This is a genomic window from Candidatus Omnitrophota bacterium (genome assembly GCA_023227985.1).
In the GTDB taxonomy this organism is placed as follows: Bacteria; Omnitrophota; Gorgyraeia; order Gygaellales; family Profunditerraquicolaceae; genus JALOCB01.
The window spans coordinates 1-3,659 of record JALOCB010000062.1 but is presented as its reverse complement, the minus strand read 5'-3'; the positions used below and the strand labels follow the sequence as shown (position 1 = coordinate 3,659).

Sequence of the window (3,659 nt, the reverse complement as noted above, 5' to 3'; positions counted from 1 at the left end):
TTAGACTATCGACTATAGATTATCGATCATAGATTACATGGGCAGGCAGGGATTCGAACCCCGGAAGCGCAAGCGCAACAGATTTCAAGTGCCCTCGAGTTACCTCAAGGCTTGGACTATCTCATCATCCTACTTTAGGATGGCAGGCGCTTAGTCTCTGCACCTTCCTACATGCTTACTATGTTCGAACATGTAGGCTTGGCTCAGGATTGCCCTTTACAGGGGTTCCCTGAATTCACCTGCTTTTCCACACAACATTACTGTTGTGCGCTGCATTTGTACAGTCTGTCCCCTTTAGCCACTTGGGTACCTGCCCATAAAAATATCAAATAACTGATGTTTTGCTAATCCCCACTTTTAGGTCGGGGGATGACTATTACCATTATCAAAAGCCGGCTAGAGGAATCGAACCCCCGACCTTTGGTTTACAAAACCATTGCTCTACCAACTGAGCTAAGCCGGCAATCTAACTTTTCTTGATCGCTTCGGGAAGCATGTCTATGATGTCCGAGGCGGTCATGCTAATCTGGGTTTTTTTCTTCGCGGCCAAGTCGCCGGCTGAACCATGTAAATACACGGCGTATTTCGCTGCCTGGAACAGGTTAAGTCCTTGTCCCAGGAAGGCCGCGATTATCCCGGTCAGCACATCCCCGCTTCCCGCTTTGGCCATCCCGGGGTTGCCGGTTTTATTCACGTAAAAATTGTCTTTATTATCTGCGACTAGGGTATTTTTACCCTTTAGCACAATCTCTACATTATACTCATTTGCGAATTCTTTGGCAACTTTTTTTCTGTTTTTTTGTATAACGGGCACCGGCAGTCCGGTAAGCCTGGACATCTCCCCCGGATGAGGGGTTAGAATAATATTACCCCTGAATTGTTTACGCTGTTTTCCCAGGCTGTTCAGGCCATCCGCGTCGATCACCATGGGCTTGTCTATGCCGGCTATAACTTTAAGTATCAGTTCCTGCGTCGCTTTGTTCTGAGAAAGACCAGGCCCGATAGCGATTATATCCGTTTTGCGGGAGAATTCTTTTATCTTGTTGTAAGCCGCGGGGCTCAGGGATATTTCTTTTGTTTCCGGCAAAGGCAAGGTCATTACCTCCGGAGGTTTGATCTTTATTATCGGACCATTTAAACTGGCTGGTATCCCTAAAGTAACCAGCCCTGCCCCGCTGCGCAGCGCGGCTTTCGCGCAGAGGACCGCTGCCCCGGAAAGCCCGGCTGAACCGGCCAGTATGAAAACATGGCCGAAGTCCCCTTTGTGGGAATCAGCTTTTCTTCGTAATAACCGCGTTGGCAACCGCATAATTTTTTACATGGGAAATGGAAACCAGGACATCCATTCCTTTATTCGCGTTCTTATTATTCAATAGCTGGCAGTATGGCTTGCCGTTTTTGTCGTTTAATACCTGGATGTCTTTGAGGCCGAGTTTCATATCCCCCATGGCCTTGAACACCGCTTCTTTGGCCGCGAACCTTCCGGCCAGGTGCTGGTAAAAACTGGCGCGGCTTTGCGCGTTCTTCAATTCGGTATCGGTGAATACCCTCTTTAAGAAAGTATCTCCCCATTTTTCGATGGCTTTGCGCAGCCTGCCAACTTCGGTTATATCCACGCCTGTCCCGATTATCATATCAGCGCCTTCATTTCTTTTACCGCTTTTTTAATTCCTGCTGTAACGGACCGGCAGATTATGGAGTAACCGATGTTCAATTCTTCGATCTGTTTTATAGCGGCAATCCTTCTGACGTTACGGTAATCGAGGCCATGCCCGGCAGCGACCGACAAACCTTTTTTACGGCTGTATTCGGCGGCGTTTTTTATTTCCGTCAGGCGTTTTTTTAGCTGTATTTTATTCGCGGCATTGGCGTACTTCCCGGTATGCAGCTCAACACGTTTCACTCCGGTTTTTAGCGCGGCGTCTATTTGTTTCTTGTCCGGGTCGATGAAAAGGCTTACGTCAATGCCCGAGGCTTGAAGCTTTTTCACGACGGATGTTATCTTGCGTAGATGGGAACTGACTTCCAGCCCTCCTTCGGTCGTCAATTCCTGCCGTTTTTCAGGGACCAGTGTCGCCTGGTCGGGTTTGATTTCGCAGGCGAAATCCACGATCCCGGGGTTGACGGACATCTCCAGGTTTAGCCTCTTTTTCAGGGCGTGTTTGATGATACGAACGTCGGTATCCTGTATATGCCTTCTGTCCTCCCTTAAATGCACGACTATGCTGTCCGCACCGGCTTTTGCGCACAAAAGCGCAGCGCATACAGGCACGGGTTCTATTCCCCGGCGGACCTGCCGCAAGGTCGCAATATGGTCTATATTGACGCCTAATTGGGTCATTGTCTAATAATTAAAGTGGTTGATCTCTGCTTTTACGTAGAACCACAGCAGTATTGCCAGCCCCAGAGCGATCAGCTTCAACCACGGATGGTAGGTGAACCAGTGTTTTATCCTGTAAGATAGGGGTATTTTATGTTTCTTCATTTTTTTCGGCCTTTAAGTTTCAACAAGTCCTTGATTTTTGAGAATATCTCGTCTTTTCCCAGGTCGCGGTATAAGCGTGACTGGTGGACCAGGGACATGTCGTGCCTTTCTTCGGATATCACGATGATCACCGCGTCGGTCTCTTCGCTTAAGCCTAATGCGGCCCGGTGGCGCGTGCCGAACATCCGGTTCAGTTCCTGGCTTGTGGCCAGGGGCAGTATGCACCCGCAGGAAGCGATCCGGTCGTTTCTTATGACTATCCCCCCGTCGTGCAAGAGGCTGTTCGGGGTAAAGATGGTTTCGATCAGCTCGGAAGAGACCTTGGAATCGGTGATCACGCCGGTTTCGATGTAGCTGGCCAGCGGATCTCTATTCTCGATGACGATCAAAGCCCCGATCTTATTACGGCAAAGATTATCCGCGGCTTTGGCGATCTCGCGCAAAATACTGTCCAGCTCTTCTTCCCTTAATGCCGCGCCGAAAATATTCCTGCGGCCCAGCCGCGCCAGCCCCTGCCTTATTTCCGGATGGAAGATAATCAGGATCGCAATGACCGATATACCGAATACTTTGGTCAGCAGCCATCCCAGTATCTCCAACCCCATTTTTTGGGAAAGGAAGAACGTCAAAAGTATGACTATTATCCCGCGCAGGACCTGGATGGCGCGCGTTCCCTCAAAAAAAAGCAGGATATGGTAGATGACCGCCCAGAGGATCATTATCTCGATCAGCGGTTTCCAGTCTATCATCAGGAATTTAAGCAGGTTTTCCGGCATTGTAAACTCAATTTAATATTGCTTGGGTTAATTTCAGCGCTTGCGCTGTTTCTTTAATGTCATGGACGCGTACTATGTCCGCGCCGTTGGCCGCCGCCAGGACACAGGATGCCACTGTGCCGGTTATCCGTTTTTCAACGGGCAGGCCCAGTGTTTTTCCGATGAAGGCCTTGCGCGATGTGCCGATCAATATGGGTTTTCCCAGGGATTTGAATTCGGATAGGCGTTTGAGTATCTCCAGGTTGTGTTCCGTGGTTTTTCCGAAACCTATCCCTATCCCCGGGTCGATAATGATCTTGTCCGGGGTTACGCCGGCCTGCTCCGCTTGTTCGATCGAATGGTTGAGGAAACCCATTATTTCGTCTATAAGCGATCTGTACGCCGGACTTTTTTGCATA

The 3,659-nt window shown here is 49.4% G+C and carries 6 protein-coding genes and 1 tRNA gene; all 7 read right to left on the bottom strand.

Annotation, left to right across the window (positions count from 1 at the left end):
* Positions 1-390: 390 nt before the first annotated feature.
* Positions 391-463: transfer RNA gene (locus tag M0R35_07780), tRNA-Thr, on the bottom strand.
* A 3-nt stretch (positions 464-466) separates the two neighbouring features.
* A complete protein-coding gene (locus M0R35_07775) occupies positions 467-1,309 on the bottom strand; it encodes an NAD(P)H-hydrate dehydratase (protein ID MCK9595553.1) in 843 nt (280 codons plus the stop codon).
* Positions 1,272-1,634 (bottom strand): holo-ACP synthase, encoded by a 363-nt coding sequence (acpS, locus tag M0R35_07770; protein MCK9595552.1) that lies wholly within the window; start codon positions 1,632-1,634, stop codon positions 1,272-1,274. Before acpS ends, M0R35_07775 begins: the two co-directional genes overlap by 38 nt.
* Positions 1,631-2,341: a pyridoxine 5'-phosphate synthase gene (locus M0R35_07765; GenBank protein ID MCK9595551.1), complete on the bottom strand. Its 711-nt coding sequence runs from the start codon at positions 2,339-2,341 to the stop codon at positions 1,631-1,633. Before M0R35_07765 ends, acpS begins: the two co-directional genes overlap by 4 nt.
* 3 nt (positions 2,342-2,344) lie before the next feature.
* Positions 2,345-2,485: a hypothetical protein gene (locus M0R35_07760; protein MCK9595550.1), complete on the bottom strand. Its 141-nt coding sequence runs from the start codon at positions 2,483-2,485 to the stop codon at positions 2,345-2,347.
* Complete coding sequence (cdaA, locus tag M0R35_07755; GenBank protein MCK9595549.1) at positions 2,482-3,261, bottom strand: diadenylate cyclase CdaA; 780 nt, start codon at positions 3,259-3,261, stop codon at positions 2,482-2,484. The genes M0R35_07760 and cdaA overlap by 4 nt, the downstream gene beginning before the upstream one ends.
* A 7-nt stretch (positions 3,262-3,268) precedes the next feature.
* Positions 3,269-3,659: dihydropteroate synthase (locus M0R35_07750; protein MCK9595548.1), on the bottom strand; the 391-nt coding region annotated here is incomplete at its 5' end.

Coding starts and splice junctions, on each gene's coding strand:
- M0R35_07775 (MCK9595553.1), bottom strand. CDS start 1,309: ATGCGGTTGCCAACGCGGTTATTACGAAGAAAAGCTGATTCCCACAAA.
- acpS (MCK9595552.1), bottom strand. CDS start 1,634: ATGATAATCGGGACAGGCGTGGATATAACCGAAGTTGGCAGGCTGCGC.
- M0R35_07765 (MCK9595551.1), bottom strand. CDS start 2,341: ATGACCCAATTAGGCGTCAATATAGACCATATTGCGACCTTGCGGCAG.
- M0R35_07760 (MCK9595550.1), bottom strand. CDS start 2,485: ATGAAGAAACATAAAATACCCCTATCTTACAGGATAAAACACTGGTTC.
- cdaA (MCK9595549.1), bottom strand. CDS start 3,261: ATGCCGGAAAACCTGCTTAAATTCCTGATGATAGACTGGAAACCGCTG.